Below are 20,982 nucleotides of genomic sequence, written 5' to 3'. Positions count from 1 at the left end.
CGTACGAAGACCCGTGACGGGCCCTGCGCGTACGAAGACTCGTGACGGGCCCGGGCATACGTAGATTCGTGACGGGCCCTGGGCGTACGAAGAGGGGGCCGGCCCACACCAGGTGGCCGGCCCCCTCCCCGTATGACGAGTTCCGCGGGTCCTAGTAGATCGGCTTCTCGGGCTCGATCTGGTTGACCCAGCCGATCACGCCGCCGCCGACGTGCACCGAGTCCGCGAAGCCCGCCGACTTGAGGACCGCGAGGACCTCGGCGCTGCGGACGCCCGTCTTGCAGTGCAGGACGATGCGGCGGTCCTGCGGGAGGTCCTGGAGCGCGTTGCCCATGAGGAACTCGTTCTTCGGGATCAGCTTCGCGCCGGGGATCGAGACGATCTCGTACTCGTTCGGCTCGCGGACGTCGATGATCTCGATCTTCTCGTCGCCGTCGATCCACTCCTTGAGCTGCTTGGGAGTGATCGTCGAGCCGACCGCCGCCTCCTGGGCCTCCTCGGACACGACGCCGCAGAACGCCTCGTAGTCGATGAGCTCGGTGACGGTCGGGTTCTCGCCGCAGACCGCGCAGTCGGGGTCCTTGCGGACCTTGACCTGGCGGTACTGCATCTCCAGGGCGTCATAGATCATCAGGCGGCCGACCAGCGGGTCGCCGATGCCGGCGAGCAGCTTGATGGCCTCGGTCACCTGGATCGAGCCGACCGACGCGCACAGCACGCCGAGCACGCCGCCCTCGGCGCAGGAGGGGACCATGCCCGGCGGCGGGGGCTCCGGGTAGAGGCAGCGGTAGCAGGGGCCGTGCTCGGACCAGAACACCGATGCCTGGCCGTCGAAGCGGTAGATCGAACCCCATACGTACGGCTTGTTCAGCAGCACCGCCGCGTCGTTGACCAGATAGCGGGTGGCGAAGTTGTCCGTGCCGTCCACGATCAGGTCGTACTGCGCGAAGATCTCCTTCACGTTCTCGGCTTCGAGCCGCTCCTCGTGAAGGACCACGTTGACATACGGGTTGATGCCCAGCACGGAGTCCTTGGCGGACTGCGCCTTGGACCGGCCGATGTCAGCCTGGCTGTGGATGATCTGGCGCTGCAGGTTCGACTCGTCGACCTCGTCGAACTCCACGATGCCCAGCGTGCCGACACCGGCCGCGGCGAGGTACATCAGGGCCGGCGAACCGAGGCCGCCGGCGCCCACACAGAGCACCTTGGCGTTCTTCAGGCGCTTCTGCCCGTCCATCCCGACGTCCGGGATGATCAGGTGGCGGGAGTACCTGCGGACCTCGTCGACGGTGAGCTCGGCGGCCGGCTCGACCAGGGGTGGCAGCGACACAGGAACCTCAACAATGCAGGTGGTCGGATTTTACGTACGTCGCTGACGCGTCCACCGACTGCGAGGGCCGCGTGCATCGACTACGTACGGTTGTTCTTGCCTGCAACACTGCCACGCCCCTTCTCATTCCGAGATACCGGGTCCGATCCGCGAGACGATTTCGTCCCAGTACCTGGGCAGCGCCGCGAATGGATCGCTTTGTCCGCTCCGTCCGTCCCGGTCGGTGAAGAAGATCGTCCCGGCGCCCTGCCAGCGGGCGACGCGCATCGCCTCGTCGAGATGGGTGCGCGGCACCCCGTGGACGAAGTGCGCGAACCGCTCCGGCGGGTAGTCCGCCGTCCACTCCGCCACCTGTGACCAGCGGTAGTCGGTCCACGGGCCCTGGAAGGTGACCAGTTGGTCGGCCGCCTCCGCGTAACCGGGATACGGGTGGGTCCCGTGGCCCAGGACCAGCCGGCCGCCGTCGTCCGCGCTGTCGCTCTCCGCCAGCAGGGCGTGCAGCGTGCCGGTGAGACGGCGGACCGGAGGCAGGGAGGCGCGCTCGGCGGGGCAGCGGGCCAGGTAGAAGCCGCCGACCCGGTACCAGTCGATGAACGCCCGGGCGTCGGCGATCAGCTCGTCGAAGGGGCGCTCGCCGTGCGCCAGGTCGAGGTGGCCGAGGAGCCGGCCGCCGCAGGCGCGTACGGAGTCGTCCGGGGCCTCCCCGTGCAGGGCGCGCTCCCGGGCGTTGCGGAGCCGGCCCGCGGCCTCCAGGCAGTGCGGGTCGGGCCGGGTGCCGGGGCCGTCCGCGATGTTCAGGACGGCCCAGTGCAGCGGGGTGCCCGGGCGGACCAGTTCGGCCCATTCGACGGGGGCGAGCAGCGGGTGGGCGTAGCCGGGGACGCCGAAGCCGAGCTGCTCGCCGCCGGCAGTCCTGCGGGTGTCGGCGGGGGCGGTCAGATGCGGCACGCCGCCTCCATCCAGATGTCCGCGAGGGACTCCTCCAGGTTGATCCGGGGCCGCCAGCCGAGCCGGTCCCGCGCGGTGCGGACGTCCGCCTGCTGCCAGGCCCCGCAGCCGTCCGGATACGGGGACGGGGTCGCGGACAGGTGCTCCATCACCGACTCGGCGGAGGTGCGCGGGGCCCCGATGGGCAGGCGCGCGGGGGGCGTGTCCAGCTCGTGGAGTGCGCCGGCGTACCCGGCGACTCTGGCGAGGACGGCGGCGGCGTCACGGAGCCTGACGGCCCGCCCGGTGCCGATGTTGACGACGCCCTGGGCGGCGGAGAGCGAGGCGGCGTGGACGGCCCGCGCCACATCCCGTACGTCGACGAAGTCCCGCTGCACGCCAAGGCCGCTGAGCTTGAGCTCGCCGTCGCCGGACTGCATGGCCCGGCGCATCGCCTCCGCGAGCCGGCCGAGCGGGGAGCCCGCCGGGGTGCCGGGGCCGACCGGTGAGAAGACCCGGAGCACGACCGCGTCGAGACCCGAGCCGAGGACCAGCTCGGTGGCGGCGAGCTTGCTGACGCCGTACGGGCCGCCGGGGCGCGGGATCGCGTCCTCGGCGGTGGAGGAGCCGGGCTGCGAGGGGCCGTACTCGGAGGCGCAGCCGACCTGGACGAGCCGCGCCCCGCAGCCGCTGCGGCGCAGGGCCTCGCAGACGGTGGCGACGGCGACGGTGTTGTGGCGGGTGAGGTCCCGGGCGCCGCCGCGGGTGGCGCCCGCGCAGTTGACGACGACTCCGGGGTGGACGGCGTCCAGGAAGCGGGTGAGCGCTCCCGGGCTGCCGCCGGCGAGGTCGAACCGGACGTCGGCGTCGTCGCCGCGTCCGAGGGCCGTGAGGTGGACAGCGGGGTCGGCGAGCAGCCGGTCGGCGACGAAGCGGCCGAGGAATCCGTTGGCTCCGAGCAGCAGCACCCTCATCGCGCACCGCCTCGGTGCCGACGGCGGGCTGCCGGTGCGGGGGACTGGGGGGTCATGGCGGGTTACTCCTTGGTGAGGCAGTCAGTTCGTGCGGTGCGGACAGGACCCGCGGCGTCGGCTCCGCGGGGTGGTGCGGTTCGTGGCGGTGGTGCGGTGGTGCGGTTCGTGGGAGGTGGATCGGTGGTGCGGTTCGTGGGGGTGGATCGGTGGTGCGGTGGTGCGGTTCTTGGAGGGGGGTGCGGTGGTACGTGGGTGGGGCGGCCGGGTCAGGTCCTCGTGTGGGCCGAGGCCCGGGAGAGGGCGGCCGAGGCGTGGAGCAGCAGTCCGAGGGCCGCCGCGCCGCAGGCCAGGGCGGGGACGGCTCCGGTGCCGCCCGCCTCGACGAGGGCGTGGACGGGGCGGGCCAGCGGTTCGAGGCCGGGCAGCCGTCCGGCGAGGACCAGGGCCGGGGCAGCGGCCTCCATGGCGCACGCGGCGGCCAGCGCGACCGTCCCCGGCTCGGGCAGTCCGTGCGCGGCGAGGAGCCGGGCCACGAAGAACAGCACCCCGAGGGCGGCGGCCCCCACCGGCGTCCCGTTGCCGCCGAGGCCGAGGTCGGCCAGGTACAGCAGGGGCAGCAGGGCGCAGAGGAAGAGGGCGACGGCCGCCAGGAGCAGGGGGCGCACTCCCGCGCCGAACTCCTCCAGCGCGCGGCTGCCGGTGAGTTTGCCGTGGGCCCGCACGGTGAAGAGGTGGGCGCACCAGGCGGCCGGGGCGATGGCGGCGGCGAGCCCGAGCAGAGGCGCGGGTGCGGCCTCCCACGGGCCGTCCGGGCCGCCGCTGACGACCTGGGCGAGCAGCTCCTCGCCGTACACCGAGAAGCTCAGGAGCCAGCAGCCGTACAGCGCGGCGCGACCGGCCCCCTCGGGGGCGCGCAGGGGGCCCCGGCCCAGGCACAGCCGGAGCGCCAGGCACGCCAGGAGTGCGCCGGTGACGGTCACGGCGGCCCGCGCTCCCCCGCCGAGCGCCCCTTCGGTGACCCGGAGCAGCCCCGCGGTGGCGAGGCACGCGGCTCCGGGGAGCAGCGCGAGCAGCGTCCACCCCGCGCGGGCCCCGGCGTCGGGCCCGGGGTGCGGCGGCGCGGTCACGGCGGACTCGGCGGGCCGGGCCGGGGTGCGGGCGTACAGCTCCTCGGCGAGCGAGAACACGTCCCGGTGGCGGTAGCGGGCGGCGGTGCGGTCGGTGAGGCCGTGCGCCTCCAGACCGGCGGCGATCTCCAGCGGGCTCACGGCCCGTTCGCACAGGTCGCGGTGGTGGTGCATCAGGGACTTCACGGGGTCGGCGGGGCCCCGGCGCGCGGGAGCGGCGGTCCTGCGCCGCACGGCACGCGGCGCGATCTCGGCGGGGCGGCCGGGCCCGGCGGCGGCGTCGTGCGTGGAGGACGTCGCGGGGACGGCGGCCGCCACAGCGTCGGCGGGCACGGCGGCTGCCACAGCGTCGGCGGGCACGGCGGCGACGAGCTCGACGGCATCGGCGGACGCCGTGGCGTCCTCCGGAGGACGGGACATCGGGTGGTCTCCGTGGTCGGGACGGTTCGGGTGGTCACGCATCGCCGTCCCCCGGCCCGCAGACGGCCGCGCAGACGCCCTCGGACGTCAAGGACGGCTCCGGCTGCCGGGAAGGCTCGGGCCTCCGGGAAAGCCCGGGCCGCCGGGAAGGCGTCGACTGCCGGGAGGGCTCACGCTCCGCCCCGGCGGCCCAGCTCGGCACGCGCGCCCCCGCCATCCCGGCGGCCGGCAGCTGCGGCTGGGTCCAGTGGCCGAGCAGCCGGGCCTCCGCCGGGGTGGCGAAGAGGAGGGGCTCGCCGTGGGCGTCGACCGTGTCGGCCTCCCGGCGCACCGGGGCGTGTGAGATCAGCTCCAGGTAGATGCCGCGGAACGCGGCCAGGTTCTGTTCCACGGTGAAGAGTTCGAGCGCCCGGGCGCGAGCCGCCGCTCCCAGTCGCGCCCGGCGCTCGGGGTCGCGCAGCAGCGCGATGCAGGCGTCCGCGAGCGCCCGGGGATTGCGCGGGGGCACCACCAGTCCGGTGCCGCCGATGACTTCGACGACCGCTCCGACGTCCGTGGAGACGGTGGCCCGGCCGCAGAACATCGCCTCGACCAGGCTGACCGGGAAGCCCTCGACCACGCTGGACAGCACGATCACGCCGCCCGCCGCGTACGCCTCGGCGAGGTCGGGGACCTCGGGGCCGCCGATCTCCTCGAAGGTGACCGGGCTGACGCCCTCGGTGTGCGCGCCGGTGGCCTCGTCGGGGAAGAGCTGGGCGGCCAGCGCCCGGCAGTGGGCGAGGTAGGCCGCGCCCTCGTCGCCCTCGGCCGGGGGGCCGAAGACGCGCAGCCGGGCGTCCGGTTCGGCGCGGCGGACCTCGGCGAAGGCGTGCAGCAGGGCGATCAGGTCCTTGGCGGGCTCGATCCGGCCGACCCAGACCAGCGTGTCGGGCCCGCCGGCGTCGTCGTCCTCGCCGACCGGGGAGAAGCGTTCGGCGGCCATGCCCGGGTAGACCGTGCGCTGCCGGGCCGGGTCGGCCCCGCAGCGCTGCTGCCAGCGGCGCACATGGGTGTTGCCGGGGGTGAGGAGGGCGGCCTGCCGGTAGACCTCGGCGGCCAGTTGTCCGTGGAAGGCGGCGAGCAGGGCGCGCACGGGAGCGCCGAAGGGCGCGTCGGTCGCGGCCAGGTAGTGCGCGCGCAACTGCACGCCGTGCTCGGTGACCAGGAGCGGTACTCCGAAGAAGCGTTTGGCCAACAGCCCCGGGAGCGCGGCCGCCCCGCCGGACGCGGCGTGGCAGAGGTCGACCGCGCCCAGGCTCTCCTGGTCGTACCAGTCGAGCGACAGCGGGCGCAGGGCGCGCTCCAGCTCGGCGGCGACGGCGAGGTGGTCCGTGACGGTGGCGCCGCGCACGGTCCGGCCGGCACCCCGGGCGCGGGAGGCCGCTTCCAGGATCCGTACGGTGGTCTCGGAGCGCAGGGCGAGGTGGAGTCCGCCGCGCTCCCGGGCCAGCTCGGCCAGACCGTACAGGCCCTCGGTGAAGAGCCCCCCGTCGAAGGCCGGTTCGGTCCCGGCGTCCTCGGTGGCGCAGATCGCGGTGGCGAGGGCGGTCAGCCCTTCGGTGAAGCGTCTGCGGTCGCGCCGCCCGTACGACGCGCCCCCGCCGGTCACCAGCCGGGCCAGCAGGCCGCGTTCGCCGCTGCCGCGCAGGGTGCCGTCCTCGGGAGTCCACAGCGGTGCGGTGCGCACCCGGCTGACGTGGTGCGGCAGCCTGACCCAGCCCTGGTCCTCCTGGTGGGCGGAGCGGCTCAGCGCGAAGAGGTCGAACTCGTGCTGCGGCAGCCCGCGCACGAGCCGGTCGCACCAGAGCCTGGACTCACCGGTCGCATACGGATAACCACCGTCGGTGAGCAGTCCGATCCGCACGAGTACACCCCCGATCTCCCTTGTGGGCGGCCGCCGTTGAAATGGCGACTCGCAGCGGGACGACCGTAAGCGGATACGCCGGTGGTGCGACGGACGGTTGTCCGTCGCACCACCGAAAGGGGTGAACCCTCGTAACTTTCCCGGCCCGGTCGCGTTCCGTCGCGATACAGCGGTCGGTTATTACGGAGAGTCAGGCTGCGGCCAGCTCCTTGCGGGCCGCCCGGCGGGCCGCCGCGAGGCCGGGATCGAGCGCCGGAACGGCCGCCAGCAGCTGTTTCGTGTACGGGTCGCGGGGGTCTCCGTACACCTCGTCGGCACTGCCCTGTTCGACGATCAGGCCGCCGCGCATCACCGCGACCCGGTCGCTGACCTGGCGGACCACGGCCAGGTCGTGGGCGATGAAGACCAGGCCGATGCCCAGCTCGCGCTGGAGTTCGGCGAGCAGCGCGACGACCTGCGCCTGGGTGGTGACGTCGAGCGCGGAGACCGGTTCGTCGCAGACGATGACCTTCGGGTCGGCCGCCAGGGCGCGGGCGATCCCGATGCGCTGGCGCTGTCCGCCGCTGAACTCGTGCGGGTAGCGCTCGAAGTGCGCCGGGTCGAGCCCGACGCGCTCCAGGAGTGCGCCCACCCGGTCCCGTACGCGCCCCTCGTCGCTCTCCCCGGCGGCCCGCAGCGGGTCGGCCACGGACTCCCCGACCGAGCGGCGCGGGTTGAGCGAGGCGACGGGGTCCTGGAACACCATCTGGAGCTCGCGCCGGAAGGGCCGCAGCTCCTTGTCCGACAGCGAGCCGATCTCCGTACCCCCGTAACGGAGGCGGCCCGCGGTCGGGTCCAGCAGGCGCACCAGCATCCGCCCGAGCGTGGTCTTGCCGCTGCCGCTCTCCCCGACGATGCCGAGCGTCTGCCCGGCGTGCACGGTGAGCGAGACCCCGCCCACGGCGGCGACCCGCCCGCTCCCCCGCCCGAACTCGCGCCGCAGGTCGACGGCTTCGAGCAGCGGTACGGAGTCGGCGGCTGCTTCGAGCAGCGGTACGGAGTCGGCGGCGGCGCGCTGTCCAGGAACCGCCACCGGCGCCGCCCTGCGGGTCTCCACCCTCGGCACGGCCGCCAGCAGTTCCTTCGTGTACGCCTCGCGCGGCGCGCCCAGCACCCGGGCGACCGGGCCGCGTTCCACCTCCCGGCCCGCCCGCATGACGAGCACGTCGTCCACGCTCTCGGCGGCCACGCCCACGTCGTGGGTGACCAGCAGCAGCCCCATGCCGGTCTCCTGGCGCAGGGTGTGCAGCAGGTCCAGGATCTGGGCCTGCACGGTGACGTCGAGCGCGGTCGTCGGCTCGTCCGCCACGATGAGCCGCGGCTCGCAGGCCAGCGCCATCGCGATGAGCGCCCGCTGCCGCATCCCGCCGGAGAACTCGTGCGGGCGCAGCCGCGAGCGGCGGGCCGCGTCCGGGATGCCGACCCGGTCCAGCACCTGCACGGCCCGGGCGCGGGCGGCCCTGCGGGAGGCGCGGTGGTGGACCCGGTACACCTCGGCGATCTGGTCGCCCACCGGGTAGTACGGGTCGAGCGAGGACAGCGGGTCCTGGAAGACCATGGCGGCCTTCGCGCCCCGCAGCGCCCGCAGCCCGGCGTCGTCGGCCGCGTTCACGTCCGTACCGGCGACGCGGACCGTGCCGCCCACCCGGGCCCCGGTTCCCCGGTGCAGGCCGAGCAGGGCGTAGGCGGAGGCGCTCTTGCCGGAGCCGGACTCCCCCACCACGCCGAGTGCGCCGCCCGCCTCCAGGGTGAAGGAGAGCCCGTCGACGGCCCGGACGGAACCGAAGTCGATGGTGAGGTCCACCACCTCCACCAGGGGCTGAGCAGTTGTCATGACAGGACCACCCGTCGGTCGGCCAGCGCGTACAGCAGGTCCGCGACGGCATTGGCGAGGACGACGAAGAACCCGGTGACCAGCACCATGCCGACCACCACCGGCAGGTCCACGACCTTGACCGCGTGGACCAGTTCACGGCCGATGCCCGGGATGCCGAAGAGGGATTCGGTGAGCACAGCGCCGCCGAACATCGAGCCGAAGTCCAGCGCGCTGAGCGCGATGACAGGCGCCACCGCGCCCCGGAGCGCGTGCCGGCCGACGATCGTCCGCTCCCCGACCCCGTACGCGCGGAAGGTGCGCACATGGTCCTCCGCGAGGGTCTCCAGCATGGCGCTGCGGGTGAGGCGCGCGTACTTCGCGGACTCGATGAGCGCCAGCGACGCCCAGGGCAGCAGCAGCCCCCAGGCCCACTGCTCGGGGTCCTCGGCGAACGGGACGTAGGAGGGGGCGGGCAGCCACTGGAGGGTGGAGCAGAACACGATGATGAGCAGCAGTCCGATGACGAAGACCGGGGTGGCCGAGCCCGCCAGGGTCAGCCAGGTGAGCACGCGCTCGGTGAGCCGGCCGCGCCGCCAGGCGGAGAGCACGCCGGTGCCGACGCCCAGCAGCAGCCAGCCGGCGAAGGCGCCGATGACCAGGGATCCGGTGACCGGGAGCTTGGCCAGGATGAGCTGGGTGACCTGCTGGTCGGACTGGTAGGAGACGCCGAGGCAGGGCGCGGAGCAGTGCTCGACGCCGACGCCGGTGGAGAAGTCCCGCCCGGCGACGATGCCCTGGAGGAAGTGCCCGTACTGCACGTACAGGGGGTCGTCCAGGCGCAGTTGCTCGGTGACCTGGGCGAGCTGGGCGGGTGAGCAGCGGGGGCCGCAGACGAGCTGGGCGACGTTGCCGGGAGCGACGTAGAAGATCCCGTACAGGATGACGGTCAGGGCGAGCAGGACGAGGACGGCCCCGCCGAGCCGCCGGATCAGGAAGCCGGTCATGCCGCGTCCCCCTTGGCGGACTTCGTGCCGACGCGCAGCCGGGAGGCGGCGCGCGGGTCGAGTGCGGTGCGCACGCCCTCGCCGAGGACGGTGAGCGCGAGGACCGTGACGAACAGGAGCCCGGCGGGGAGCAGCAGATACGTGGGGGCCGCCTGGTACCAGGTGTCGGCCTCGGTGAGCATCTGGCCCCAGGACGGGGTGGGCGGTTTGATGCCGACGCCGAGGAAGGAGAGGGCCGCCTCGACGATGATGTTGGTGGGGAAGGCCAGGGCGGCGTACGTGATCACGGGGGCGGCGAGCGAGGGCAGCAGTTCCCGGCGGGCGATGGACCACGTGCCGCGTCCGCTGAGCCGGGCCGCCGAGACGAAGTCGAGGGACTTCAGGGTGAGCGCCTGGGCCCGCACGATCTTCGACGTACCGGCCCAGTTGATGCCGCCGATGACCAGGGCGATCAGGACGGGCCGGGGGAAGGTCTCGGGGACGATCGCCAGGAGCGCCAGGGCGATGACCATGATCGGCAGGGCCACGTTGACGTCCGTGATCCGGCTGAGGAGCTGGTCGACCCAGCGGCTGCCGAGCGCGGCGGCGAGGCCGATGACCAGGCCCAGGGTGATCTGGAGGATGGTGGCGACGAGGGCGACGCCGAGCGAGACCCGCGCGCCGTACACGATCCGGGCGAACAGGTCGCGGCCGGTCTGCGGTTCGACGCCGAGCCAGTGGTCGGCGCTGATGCCGCCGAAGGAGCCGATGGGGACACCGCCGGCCGCCGAGTCGACGAGGTCGGGGTGGTAGGTGTTCGGGTCCTGGCCGGCCAGTGCGGTGAGCAGCGGCGCGGCGAGCGCGACCAGGACGAGCAGGAGGACGACGAGGGCCGCGGCAGAGGCCGCGCGCTGGGCGCGCAGCCTCCGCCAGAACAGCCGGGCCCCGGAGGCGGGGGCGACGGCCGTCGCCGCTCCCGCCTCCTTGACCAGCAGGGCTTCGGACATGGTGGTTCGACCGCGTCCGGTTACTTGACCGCGACCTGGGAGACGTCGAGGACGCCGGTCCAGTCGCTGATGACGATGTTCTTGACGTCCTGGCCGTACAGCCGCTTGTAGACCGGGTGGAACAGCGGCACGGTCAGCGCCTTCTCGCCGATCTTCTCGTCGAGCGCGCCCCAGCGGGTCGCGGCGGCCTTCAGGTCGGTCAGCTTGTTGATCTCGTCGATCTCCTTGTTGACCTCGGGGTCGTTCAGGAAGCTGGTGTTGTAGTTGGCGCCGTCCTTGACGATCTGCCGGCCGTCGAAGATCGGGGCGATGAAGGGGCCGCCGGAGGGCCAGTCGGCGCCCCAGTGGGCGAGGAAGAAGCCCGGCGACCGCTTGGCGTCGTGGATGGTGTCGGAGTAGTCGTTGTCCTCGAGGCCCTTGAGCTCGACGGTGATTCCGGCCTTCTTGAGCGCCGCCTGGAGCGCGGTGGCGATCTCCGGGCTGGTCTCGAAGTCCTTGGCGTTGGAGTGGGTGAGGGTGACGGTGAGGCCCTTGTCGTAACCGGCCTCCTTCAGCAGCTCCTTCGCCTTCTCCGCGTTGCCGGTCTTCCCCGCCGGGAAGTGGTCGTAGGGCGTGTAGCCGAACGACTTCTGGTTGGGCAGGAAGGTCGTCGCGGGCTCGGCGAGCGAGGAGCCGCCCGCCGCGTTGACGACCGAGGAGCGGTCGACGGCGTACGAGATGGCCTGGCGCACCTTCGGGTCGTCGAAGGGCTTCACCTTCGGGTTGAAGGCGATGTAGTTGGTGTAGCCGAAGTGGCCGGTGCCGACGCGGGCGGCGAGCTTCTTGTCGCTGCTGACCTTGGCGAGTTCGGCGGGGCCGAGGTTGGTGTCGGTGGTGACGGCGGCGGCGTCGGCGCCCTGGGAGGCGGAGAGCCGCTGGTTGATGACGGCGGAGTCGAGGCCGGAGCGGACCTCGATGCGGTCGGGGTACGCCTTGCGCTCCTCGTCGGTCTTCGCCGACCAGTGCGGGTTGCGCTCCAGGGTGAGCCGCTCGCCGTCGTTCTCGTTGCTGACGACCTTGTACGGGCCCGAGGCGAGGGGGCGCTCCTCGTACTTGGTGCCGGTGTCCTTCGCCCGGGGCACCGGGCTGGTCTGGGTCTGCGTCGCCAGGAAGGGGAACTCGCCCTCGGGCTTGTTGAGCCGGAAGACGATCGTTTTGTCGTCGGGCGTCTCGATGGAGTCGAGGCCCTTCTTGTCCTTGTACGGGCCCTGGTAGTCGGCCCCGCCGATCAGCCAGTCCCGCAGATAGGGCGCGCCGCCGGAGAGTTCGGGGGCGAAGGAGCGCTCGATGCCGTACTTGACGTCGGCGGAGGTGATCGCGGTGCCGTCCTCGTACTTGAGGCCGTCCTTGAGGGTGTACGTCCAGACGGTGGCGTCCTTGTTGGGCTTGCCCAGGTCGGTGGCCAGGTCGGGGACGACCTGCGCGCCCTCGGCGCCGTCCTCGCGGTTGCGGGTGGTGAGGGTGCGGAAGACGAGGGAGGGGACGTTGCCGCCGCCGGAGGTGTAGAGGCGCGCGGGGTCGAAGTCCTGCTGCGGGTTGCGGTTGAGGATGGTGAGGGTGCCGCCCTTGCCCGGCTTGCCCTCGGCTCCGGAGCCGCTGTCGCCGCTCTTGCTGTCCTCGGGGCCGCAGGCCGCCGCGCCCGCGGCCAGGACGAGACCCAGGGTGGCCGCTGCCACGCGGCGCGATATGACGGAGGGTTGACGCATCGGAAGGTGACCTCTCGGAGTGCTGCGGAGAATGACGCGGAAAGGGGAAGGGGAATCCGCGCAGGCGACAGCCGGAGAAGGTCCTGGCCTCGAAACGGGCCGGGCGATAAGAAATGCCGCGCCTGCGGACGGAATACGTCCGGGCGCGGCAGTGATCGGGCCACCGGAGCCGCTCAGGGGCTCACGGAAAGCGAAAGGGCCGACGCGCGCTCGGACAGGCGTCAGCGACAGAGAATGTCGGCTACGCAGTGCCCGGTCACGCCGAGCAGCGCCAGCTCAAGGGCGGCGATCTCGGAAGGTGCGGGGCTGCGTGACATGCCGAGAAATATGAACGACCGCCTTGACCGCTGTCAAAGCGGAATAAGACGGCCGTCTCGGCATGCGGACAACGCCGGTCAACTACCGGGGTACACCCAGGGGTTGGGTTTGCACTTGATCCCTTCCACCTCGAGGGATTTGGTCTGCTGCTGCATGACCGGGGCCAGGGCGCCGGGCGTGCGACAGCTCACATGGTTGTGTCCCAGCCGGTGGCCGACTTCATGGTTGATGAGCATCTGACGGTAGGACAGCAGTTTGTCCGGACCGAATGTGGCGGAGCCCTGGGCCCAGCGATAGGCGTTGATCATGACGCGGTCGGTCGAAGCGGAATCACAGGAGACATTGTCGATCGTCGTGTCCAGACCGGATTTCGCACACCATTCACCGGTCGTCCCGGGGCTGGCGAGCGTGATCACGAAGTCCGGGTTCCCCGATGAGATCCGCTCGAAGGTCATCGCACCGTTGTGCGCCCAACTCCGGTCGTCGTTCAGCGTCTTCTGGACGGCTTCGGCGAAAAGACCGGCGTCGAGGGAGAGCCCCTTCTCGACGTCGATCCGGTAGCGGAGCTTCTTCCCCTTGCCGGGCGCCTTCGCCAGACCGGGGACCCCCTCGAATTTCCCGGTCGCCTTCAGATCGGCGGCGAGCGGAATGGGCTGGGCCATCCGATGGGCGTACGACAGCGGCTTGACCTCGGGGGCCTTGGTCGCGGGGTTCTCGGGCGTCGGGCGGGCGTCCGAACGCGAAGCGCCCTCGCCTCCGCCGCCCCGCTCCATCTCCGCCGCCCGCGCGGCCGCCGCCCCCCGGTCGGCGGAGTCCTGGGCGACCTGGCCGGCCACCACGACCGCGAGCACGGTGGTGACCGCGGCGGCGGCGATCCCGGTGAAGGCCCGGCCCCTGCCGCCCTTGGCCTCGCGGGGTCCGGCGGGGCCGCCGTCCGGGGCGTCGCCGGGCCCGTCGGGGGGCCCGGCGCTTCCGCCGCCCTCGCGGTCGCCCGGCGCCTGGGCCAGGTCGTCGTCGGCCGGGCCGGTCCGCGCGTCGGCGTCGAAGGCGTCGACGAACTCGCGGCGCGGGCCCGGCATCGTCGCGGGACCGCCGGTCGGCTGCCGGGCCGCCCGACCGTCCGCCGCGCGCTGGGCGGCCTGCTGGGCGGACACCTGACGCGCGATGGCCTGTTCGCGGGCGGCGGAGTCCTGGACGCCGTACCCGTCGCCGTACGGAATCCCGTACGAAGACGAAGGCGAGGACGGATCCGGAGACAGGTACGGCGAAGCCCCGGGGGACGCGGGGGCCGCGTAACGCGGCTGCGGTCCGGTCCCCCACCCGCCGCCCGGCTCACGCTGCTCGGGGTGGCCGCCGCGCACCTGCGGGGCGGCGGAGAACGGGTCGCCCGGGGAAGGGGTGCGCCCTGCGACCGGGGTGACGGGGGCGGCGGCTTGACGCCTGCGCCGACCGCCGCCGGAGGCGGGGGCGGGTACGGCGCGGCGGCCGTCCGGGTCCGCCGCGGCGGCGTCCGGGCGGGTGGCCTCGGCGCCCTTTCGGCTGTGTCGTCCCACGCCCCGGATCAGCTCCCGCCGCAATCGTCCAGCAGCTCCCGGAACGCCTGGGCGATCGTCTCCGGGTACTCCATCATCGCCACGTGCCCCGCGTCGGGCAGGGTCAGCAGCCGGGCGTCGCGGAAGGCCGCGGACGCCCTGCGCGCCATCCGGTACGAGACGAGCTGGTCCCGTCCGCCGTACACGAGCTGGGTCGGTGCGAGCACCCGCTCGGCCTGGCGCCACAGTCCGTGCTGGCCGCCCAGGGTGTACGCGTCCACGATGCCCCGGGCCGAACGCGTCATCGCGTCCCAAAAATACGGCAGCTCCAGTCGCCGCTCCATCTCGGCCACCGCATGGCGGAAGGCTTCCTCGGAGACGCGATCCGGATCGCCGTAACAGAGTGCCATGACTCCGCGCGTACGTTGCTCCGCGGTCCAGCCCTTCGTGAGCCGGGCGAACAGGGCGGCGACCCCCGGCACCGCCAGCAGGCCGGTCGGCACGGCGGGCCGCTGCACCCGCCACTCGGGCAGCGCGGGCGAGATCAGGGTGAGGGTGCGCACCAGGTCGGGACGGACGGCGGCGACCCGGGTGGCGACCGCGCCGCCCAGGGAATTGCCGAACAGGTGGACGGGCCCGCGTTCACCCGCGTCCAGCAGCCGGATCACCGCACGGGCGTGCCCGGTGATGGAGTAGTCACCGTCGTCCGGCGGCGGCGAGTCGCCGAATCCGGGCAGGTCGACGGCGTCGCTGTCGACCACGTCCGCCAGGAACGGCATCAGCGCCGACCAGTTCTGCGAGGAACCGCCGAGCCCGTGCACGAAGAGCGCGGGCGGCAGTCCGGCCCGCTCGGCGGGCCGGGAACGGACGTTCAGCGTGAGCCCGGGCAGCGCCACGGAGCGCAGCCGCTCACCCTCGGCGACGCGGACGGCGCTGACCGTGGGGGCCAGCGCGGCCGCGGCGGCCTCGGCGCCCGGAAGCTCGGTCGAAGACATGCGGCAATGTTACGAGACGATCACGCACCAGTTCATGTGTTCGCGGTCACAGGCCGCATCGCGGGGCAGGAGTGTTGCTCCTACGCTTCGAAGGAGCCTTCAGGAGGGGCCCGGGAAAGCCCGGGAGAAGGACGTTCAGGAGAGAACGCCAGGGAAGAAGATCAGGGAAGAACAGCGAGAAGGACCTCACAGAAGAGAGGGAGTCACTCATGACGGTCGACCCGAGCGATCCGGACACCTTCGAGAACACCGAGCCGGACGCCCCCGGCCCGGAGGCCCCGGAGGCGGACGCCGCCGAGCAGCGGACGGATGTCCGGCCCGAGGCGGACGAGCCGGTGGGGGGCGTCGATCCGGGCGCCGCCGACGAGGCCGACGTGGCGGAGCAGCGGCGGGTGGTCCCGCTGGACGAGGACGACTACCGGTAGGGGACGGCTACCGGCAGGGGACGACTACCGGCAGGGGCCGGGGCTCCGCGGGCGGCCCGCCGGGAGCCGGCACGGGAGCCGCTCCAGGCGATTACCCCCAAAACGCCCCGCTTTGCTCCCGACCTCGGAGAACTGTGGCTTCCACAGTCGTCCGGTCCGTGAAATTCTGCGTCCGCGCCGCGCGCACCGGGGTTACCCAAAAGTACGATGGCAGTACGGCGCAGCGTGTACGGATCGGCTGTGCTGGAACACACATTTGGGAGGCGGCTTGAGCGCCATCGAGCAGACAGAGGCAGCGCGCCCGCGGGGCACGCGACTGCCCCGCCGCGCCCGACGCAACCAGCTGCTGGGCGCCGCGCAGGAGGTGTTCGTCGCCCAGGGCTACCACTCCGCCGCGATGGACGACATCGCCGAGCGGGCCGGCGTGAGCAAGCCGGTGCTCTACCAGCACTTCCCCGGAAAGCTGGAGCTCTACCTCGCCCTCCTCGACCAGCACTGCGAGTCGCTGCTCCAGGCCGTGGTGACGGCGCTGGCCTCGACCACGGACAACAAGCTGCGCGTCGAGGCGACGATGGACGCCTACTTCGCCTATGTGCAGGACGAGGGCGGCGCGTTCCGGCTGGTCTTCGAGTCCGACCTGACCAACGAGCCCGCCGTGCGCGAGCGGGTCGACCGGGTCTCCCTCCAGTGCGCCGAGGCGATCTCCGACGTGATCGCCGGGGACACGGGCCTGTCCAAGGACGAGTCCATGCTGCTCGCGGTGGGACTCGGCGGGGTGTCGCAGGTGGTGGCGCGCTACTGGCTCTCCAGCGGCTCCACCGTGCCGCGCGACACGGCGGTGCAGCTGCTCACGTCGCTGGCCTGGCGGGGCATCGCGGGCTTCCCGCTGCACGGCGTCGAGCAGCAGCACTGACCCCCCGCACCGGCGGGGCGTCGAGCGGTGCGGACGCCCTGTCCCGGCGGGGCGTCGAGCGGCGCCGGCCCTCTGTTCCGGCGGGGCGTCGACCGGTGTGGACGCCCCGTTCCGGCAGGGCGTCGGGCGTCAGTGGTCCCCGGTCCCGGCCGCGTGCCGTGCCGTGTTCGCTGCGGGCGTTGCCGGTCGGGCCGTGAGGCGTGGTCCCACCGGGCTAATGTGGCTGCGTACGGCGCGGTTCGCCGCGCAGGGACTGACCGTCGGAGGGACATAGCCGTGGAGGTCAAGATCGGGGTGCAGCACACGCCCCGCGAGATCGTTCTGGAGAGCGGGCTTTCCGCCGAGGACGTCGAGAGCGCGGTCGCCGCCGCACTGGGCGGCAAGGCGGAGCTGCTGAGCCTCACGGACGACAAGGGCCGCAGGGTCCTGGTGCCGGCCGACCGGATCGCGTACGTGGAGATCGGCGAGCCCAGCACCCGGCGTGTCGGGTTCGGCACGCTGTAGTCCACGGGACGCGGTGATCACGGGAGCGGCCCGGCGGGAATTCCCGCCGGGCCGCTCCCGTATGCCGTGGACGCGCGAGCCTTACACATACGGGTCTCCCCGGCTCCGCGGAGGGTTGCGCGGCGTGGGCCACGGGTAGTACCGCCTACGACCGATTTGCCCGCCCCGCACACCCCCGCGAGGTGATCCACAGTGATCTGGGAATCCTTCGGCTCCGCCGCTCTCGGACTCGTCCTGTCCTGGGCCGCGCTCCGCTCACTGGCCGACCGGCTCCCGACCCCCCGTGCGGTCTATCTCACCGGAGTCCTGGGCGCCCTGTTCGGGGCCTTTCTCACGCACTCGGCGCTGGGCCCCGGCCATGTCCTGGCGACCCTGATCGGGGCCGTGTCCGTGGGTGCGGTGACGCTGTCCCTGCTGATCCGTCCGCGAGGCCGCCGCCTCACCCGGTCGGCGGCGGCCCAGTAGCCGGAGACCGGCCCGGGGTGTTACGCGGCCAGTCCCAGCGCGGCCATGCGCTTGGTGTGGGCCTCGGTGATCCGGGAGAACATCCGGCCCACCTCCGCCAGGTCGAAGCCGTCCGCGACGCCGCCCACCAGCATCGTCGACAGGGCGTCGCGGTCCGCGACCACCCGCTGGGCCTGCGACAGCGCCTCGCCCATCAGCCGGCGGGCCCACAGCGCGAGCCGCCCGCCGAGCCGGGGGTCGGCCTCGATCGCGGCGCGCACCTTCTCCACGGCGAAGTTGCCGTGGCCGGTGTCGTCGAGCACGGCCAGGACCAGGGAGCGGGTGTCCGTGTCGAGCCGGGCCGCGACCTCCCGGTAGAAGTCACTGGCGATCGAGTCGCCGACGTACGCCTTGACCAGGCCCTCCAGCCAGTCGGACGGGGCCGTCTGGCGGTGGAAGTCGTCGAGCGCCTTGGCGAAGGGCTCCATCGCGGCGGTCGGGTCCTCGGCCACGGCGGTGAGCCGCTCGGACAGCTGCTCGAAGTGGTGGAACTCGGCGGCGGCCATCTTCGCCAGCTCCGCCTTGTCCCCGAGGGTCGGCGCGAGTTTCGCGTCCTCGGCGAGCCGTTCAAAGGCCGCCAGCTCTCCGTAGGCGAGCGCGCCGAGCAGGTCCACGACGGCCGCGCGGTACTGCGGCTCCGCGGAGGCGGTGGCCCAGTCCTGGGCGGCGATTGAGGTCGCTTCGGGCACTTCGGGAGCTTTTTCGGGGTGTTCAGTGGCGTTGTCAGGCGTCTCCATGAACCGCACAATAGCCCGCCCGACCGGGGTCGGAAGGGCCCGGTGAGCCGCGCACATCACACCGTTCCGATGAATTCGTCCAACACACATGCGCGAATCCGGGGTACAGTGGTATTGCGCTTACTGAGCATTTTCCTGTGCCAGGGGCGCGTCCTTTGAATGAGGATGCCCGGTCGGTGGCCCGATCGGCTCCGACCCGACAGCCCTCCACGCGGTGCGTACGACACGTACGACCGCAGCTGAGGGGCCCCCTCAGCGGCACGAGCGCTCGAGCGACGGCAGTGGTCCCGCGCCACCCGGCCCATCCACGGCCGGATGACCAACCCCGGCACGGTACGACCCCCAGCGTTCGCCTCGGACCGCGTCTCACAGAAGAGGCAGCACCCTGACTACGTTCCGCGACCTCGGCATTCTTTCCGAGACGGCCGAAGCCCTTGAGGCAGTCGGCATCATGTCCCCCTTCCCCATCCAGGAGCTGACGCTCCCCGTAGCGCTCTCCGGCTCCGACGTCATCGGCCAGGCCAAGACCGGCACCGGCAAGACGCTCGGCTTCGGACTCCCCCTCCTGGAGCGCGTGACCGTCCCCGCCGATGTCGAGGCGGGGCGCGCCACGCCCGAGCAGCTGACCGACGCGCCCCAGGCGCTCGTCGTCGTCCCCACCCGTGAGCTGTGCCAGCAGGTCACCAACGACCTGCTGACCGCCGGCAAGGTGCGTAACGTCCGCGTTCTCGCGATCTACGGCGGCCGGGCGTACGAGCCCCAGGTCGAGGCCCTGAAGAAGGGCGTCGACGTGATCGTCGGCACCCCGGGCCGCCTCCTGGACCTGGCGGGCCAGCGCAAGCTGGACCTCTCCCACATCCGCGGGCTCGTCCTGGACGAGGCCGACGAGATGCTGGACCTGGGCTTCCTGCCCGACGTCGAGCGCATCATCACGATGCTGCCGCCCAAGCGCCAGACGATGCTGTTCTCGGCCACCATGCCCGGCGCCGTCATCAGCTTGGCCCGCCGCTACATGTCGCAGCCGACGCACATCAACGCCACCTCGCCCGACGACGAGGGCACGACCGTCAAGAACACCGCGCAGTACGTGTACCGCGCGCACAACATGGACAAGCCGGAGATGCTCTCGCGCATCCTCCAGGCCGACGGCCGCGGGCTCGCGATGATCTTCTGCCGTACGAAGCGGACGGCCGCCGACATCGCCGAGCAGCTGGAGAAGCGCGGCTTCGCCTCCGGCGCGGTCCACGGCGACCTCGGCCAGGGCGCCCGCGAGCAGGCGCTCCGCGCCTTCCGCAACGGCAAGGTCGACGTCCTCGTCTGCACCGACGTCGCCGCGCGCGGCATCGACGTCGAGGGTGTGACCCACGTCATCAACTACCAGTCGCCGGAGGACGAGAAGACCTACCTGCACCGCATCGGCCGCACCGGCCGCGCGGGCGCCAAGGGCATCGCGATCACGCTGGTCGACTGGGACGACATCCCGCGCTGGCAGCTGATCAACAAGGCGCTGGACCTGAAGTTCCCGGACCCCCCGGAGACGTACTCCACCTCGCCGCACCTCTTCGAGGAGCTCGGCATCCCGGCCGGCACCAAGGGCGTCCTGCCGCGTGGCGAGCGGACCCGTGCGGGTCTGCGCGCGGAGGAGGTCGAGGACCTCGGCGAGACCGGCGGCCGCGGCCGCAAGTCCGCCGCTCCCGCCCCGGCCCGTGAGGAGCGCGAGCCCCGTACGCGTACGCCGCGTCAGCGCCGCCGCACCCGTGGCGGGTCCGCCGCGGAGGAGGGCGCGGCAACGGTGCCCGCACCCGCCAAGGAGGCCACGCCGGTCACCCCGGCCGGTGACGAGGCCCCCGAGGGTCCGCGCACGCCGCGCCGTCGCCGCCGTACCCGGGCCAGTGCGCCCGAGGCCACCGCCGAGGCGGCCGTCGCGGTCGCCGAGGCTCCGGCCCCGGTGCCGGCTCCCGCCGTCGAGACCGTGGCCACGGCCGTGGTCGAGGCCGTCGTGGAGTCCGGGCCGGTCGTGGAGACCGTCGCGGAGGCCAAGCCGCGCCGCCGTCGCAGCCGGGCCGCCGTGAAGCCGGTCGCCGAGCCGGTGGCGCAGGTCCCCGCCGCCGCTCCGGTCGAGGCCGGGTTCCAGACCGTGGCCGTCGCCGCGGGTGTCGCGGAGCCGGAGGCCGCGCCGGTCGCGACCAAGCCGCGCCGCCGCACCCGGATCGTGAAGCCGGCCGACGAGGTCGACTTCCAGATCGCCCCGGCCTCCGAGCCGGAGCCCGAGTCGAAGACCCGTCGCCGCCCGGCGCGCGCCACGAGCCGGCCGAAGGCGGAGTCGAAGCCCAAGGCGGAGGCCGGTACGAAGGCCGAGTCCAGGCCGAGGTCGGCCGCCCGGTCGAAGACCGAGGCCGTCACGGAGGCCGAGTCGACGCCCAAGGCGGAGACGAAGCCGAAGAGGGCGTCGAGGGCGAAGGCCGCGGCCCCCGCCGAAGCCGTCGTCGCGCCGGAGACTCCGGCCGCCGTCGAGGCCGAGGCCAAGCCGCGCCGCCGCCGGGCGACCCGCAGCGTCACCTCCACCGCGACCCAGGAGGCCGCTGTGGTCTCCGAGGCCGAGGCCGTGGTGAGCGAGGCCGCAGCCGAGGTCAAGCCGCGCCGCCGCCGTGCCACCCGCGCCGCGGGCAAGGCCACCGCGACGACCGAGAGCTGACGGTCCCGCCAGACCCTACGGCCCCGGCCCCCGCACCATGCGGGGGCCGGGGCCGTTTCGGCTGCCCCGGGCGCCCGCACGCCCGGTG

At 73.1% G+C, this 20,982-nt stretch carries 18 protein-coding genes; 5 read left to right on the top strand and 13 right to left on the bottom strand.

Annotated elements, in window-relative coordinates; translation table 11 throughout:
* Nucleotides 1–151: 151 nt before the first annotated feature.
* The 12 genes from moeZ to ACLJPL_RS24980 all read right to left on the bottom strand — a co-directional run bounded on the left by moeZ (nucleotide 152) and on the right by ACLJPL_RS24980 (nucleotide 15,116).
* Nucleotides 152–1,330, bottom strand: coding sequence for an adenylyltransferase/sulfurtransferase MoeZ (moeZ, locus tag ACLJPL_RS25035; RefSeq protein ID WP_411083171.1), 1,179 nt, complete (start codon nucleotides 1,328–1,330; stop codon nucleotides 152–154).
* A gap of 123 nt (nucleotides 1,331–1,453) precedes the next feature.
* Complete coding sequence (locus tag ACLJPL_RS25030; RefSeq protein WP_411083170.1) at nucleotides 1,454–2,278, bottom strand: spherulation-specific family 4 protein; 825 nt, start codon at nucleotides 2,276–2,278, stop codon at nucleotides 1,454–1,456.
* A complete protein-coding gene (locus tag ACLJPL_RS25025; protein ID WP_031123076.1) occupies nucleotides 2,266–3,231 on the bottom strand; it encodes an NAD-dependent epimerase/dehydratase family protein in 966 nt (321 codons plus the stop codon). Before ACLJPL_RS25025 ends, ACLJPL_RS25030 begins: the two co-directional genes overlap by 13 nt.
* 266 nt (nucleotides 3,232–3,497) lie before the next feature.
* Nucleotides 3,498–4,778: a hypothetical protein gene (locus ACLJPL_RS25020; RefSeq protein WP_411083169.1), complete on the bottom strand. Its 1,281-nt coding sequence runs from the start codon at nucleotides 4,776–4,778 to the stop codon at nucleotides 3,498–3,500.
* A 34-nt stretch (nucleotides 4,779–4,812) separates the two neighbouring features.
* On the bottom strand, nucleotides 4,813–6,681 hold the full coding sequence (locus ACLJPL_RS25015) for a DUF3492 domain-containing protein (protein ID WP_411083168.1): 1,869 nt from the start codon (nucleotides 6,679–6,681) through the stop codon (nucleotides 4,813–4,815).
* Between the two features lie 190 nt (nucleotides 6,682–6,871).
* Nucleotides 6,872–8,554: a dipeptide ABC transporter ATP-binding protein gene (locus tag ACLJPL_RS25010; protein ID WP_411083167.1), complete on the bottom strand. Its 1,683-nt coding sequence runs from the start codon at nucleotides 8,552–8,554 to the stop codon at nucleotides 6,872–6,874.
* Nucleotides 8,551–9,540, bottom strand: a complete 990-nt coding sequence (locus tag ACLJPL_RS25005) for an ABC transporter permease (protein WP_411083166.1) — start codon at nucleotides 9,538–9,540, stop codon at nucleotides 8,551–8,553. Before ACLJPL_RS25005 ends, ACLJPL_RS25010 begins: the two co-directional genes overlap by 4 nt.
* Nucleotides 9,537–10,526 carry an ABC transporter permease gene (locus ACLJPL_RS25000; RefSeq protein WP_411083165.1) on the bottom strand — a complete coding sequence of 330 codons (990 nt, stop codon included), beginning with the start codon at nucleotides 10,524–10,526 and terminating at the stop codon, nucleotides 9,537–9,539. Before ACLJPL_RS25000 ends, ACLJPL_RS25005 begins: the two co-directional genes overlap by 4 nt.
* Before the next feature lie 20 nt (nucleotides 10,527–10,546).
* Nucleotides 10,547–12,271: an ABC transporter substrate-binding protein gene (locus tag ACLJPL_RS24995; RefSeq protein ID WP_411083164.1), complete on the bottom strand. Its 1,725-nt coding sequence runs from the start codon at nucleotides 12,269–12,271 to the stop codon at nucleotides 10,547–10,549.
* A gap of 221 nt (nucleotides 12,272–12,492) precedes the next feature.
* Complete coding sequence (locus tag ACLJPL_RS24990; RefSeq protein WP_309544399.1) at nucleotides 12,493–12,588, bottom strand: Ms4533A family Cys-rich leader peptide; 96 nt, start codon at nucleotides 12,586–12,588, stop codon at nucleotides 12,493–12,495.
* A 78-nt stretch (nucleotides 12,589–12,666) separates the two neighbouring features.
* Nucleotides 12,667–14,142: a DUF3152 domain-containing protein gene (locus ACLJPL_RS24985; RefSeq protein WP_411083163.1), complete on the bottom strand. Its 1,476-nt coding sequence runs from the start codon at nucleotides 14,140–14,142 to the stop codon at nucleotides 12,667–12,669.
* Between the two features lie 8 nt (nucleotides 14,143–14,150).
* A complete protein-coding gene (locus ACLJPL_RS24980) occupies nucleotides 14,151–15,116 on the bottom strand; it encodes an alpha/beta fold hydrolase (RefSeq protein WP_411083162.1) in 966 nt (321 codons plus the stop codon).
* Nucleotides 15,117–15,325: 209 nt separating this feature from the next.
* On the opposite strand from ACLJPL_RS24980, the gene ACLJPL_RS24975 reads away from it, so the two are divergent.
* From ACLJPL_RS24975 to ACLJPL_RS24960, 4 genes are all read left to right on the top strand, one after another.
* On the top strand, nucleotides 15,326–15,541 hold the full coding sequence (locus ACLJPL_RS24975; protein WP_411083161.1) for a hypothetical protein: 216 nt from the start codon (nucleotides 15,326–15,328) through the stop codon (nucleotides 15,539–15,541).
* A gap of 268 nt (nucleotides 15,542–15,809) precedes the next feature.
* Entirely contained in the window at nucleotides 15,810–16,454 is a 645-nt protein-coding gene (locus ACLJPL_RS24970; protein WP_411083160.1) for a TetR/AcrR family transcriptional regulator, read from the top strand.
* 276 nt (nucleotides 16,455–16,730) lie between these two features.
* Nucleotides 16,731–16,958 carry a DUF3107 domain-containing protein gene (locus tag ACLJPL_RS24965; protein ID WP_411083159.1) on the top strand — a complete coding sequence of 76 codons (228 nt, stop codon included), beginning with the start codon at nucleotides 16,731–16,733 and terminating at the stop codon, nucleotides 16,956–16,958.
* 192 nt (nucleotides 16,959–17,150) lie between these two features.
* Entirely contained in the window at nucleotides 17,151–17,423 is a 273-nt protein-coding gene (locus tag ACLJPL_RS24960) for a hypothetical protein (RefSeq protein WP_411083158.1), read from the top strand.
* 20 nt (nucleotides 17,424–17,443) lie between these two features.
* Here ACLJPL_RS24960 and ACLJPL_RS24955 read toward each other — a convergent pair whose 3' ends face one another.
* The gene (locus ACLJPL_RS24955; protein WP_411083157.1) at nucleotides 17,444–18,208 is read right to left on the bottom strand and encodes a ferritin-like fold-containing protein; all 765 of its coding nucleotides are present in this window, start codon (nucleotides 18,206–18,208) and stop codon (nucleotides 17,444–17,446) included.
* Between the two features lie 442 nt (nucleotides 18,209–18,650).
* Here ACLJPL_RS24955 and ACLJPL_RS24950 point away from each other — a divergent pair, with 442 nt between their 5' ends.
* Nucleotides 18,651–20,894: a DEAD/DEAH box helicase gene (locus tag ACLJPL_RS24950; RefSeq protein ID WP_411083156.1), complete on the top strand. Its 2,244-nt coding sequence runs from the start codon at nucleotides 18,651–18,653 to the stop codon at nucleotides 20,892–20,894.
* Nucleotides 20,895–20,982 lie beyond the last annotated feature (88 nt).

It is taken from the genome of Streptomyces sp. cmx-18-6, from assembly GCF_046548915.1.
In the GTDB taxonomy this organism is placed as follows: Bacteria; Actinomycetota; Actinomycetes; order Streptomycetales; family Streptomycetaceae; genus Streptomyces.
The sequence above is the reverse complement of the archived record's forward strand: the minus strand, read 5'-3'. Positions and strand labels throughout refer to the sequence as shown.